This window comes from Pseudomonas sp. FSL R10-1339, from assembly GCF_009600545.1.
Lineage (GTDB): Bacteria > Pseudomonadota > Gammaproteobacteria > Pseudomonadales > Pseudomonadaceae > Aquipseudomonas > Aquipseudomonas bubulae.
Genome location: NZ_WIVQ01000342.1, coordinates 1 through 239, shown reverse-complemented (window position 1 = coordinate 239; position 239 = coordinate 1). Strand labels below are relative to the sequence as shown.

At 41.8% G+C, this 239-nt stretch carries 1 protein-coding gene; it reads right to left on the bottom strand.

Annotated features, from left to right (window positions below; translation table 11 throughout):
* On the bottom strand, positions 1-239 hold a 239-nt coding region (locus GHO03_RS25455; RefSeq protein WP_218574343.1), incomplete at both ends, for a hypothetical protein.

Below are 239 nucleotides of genomic sequence, written 5' to 3'. Positions count from 1 at the left end.
TTATATAACTGTAATGTATCAAATCGTGCACGAATCCTTGAGTCGCTCCATGATTTGGGGCCGTTCATATCTGGACCCACTTCAGGGCCTTTAATTTGGAACGCATCGCGAGCTTTTTTTCCGGAGAAAAACTCTTCAAATCCTGCATAGGTCACTGGAGCTTTATACTTGGTTAGAACCTTTTCCGCATACTCATTAATGGTTCCATCGTCATTCAGGTATCTCATATATCTATAGCC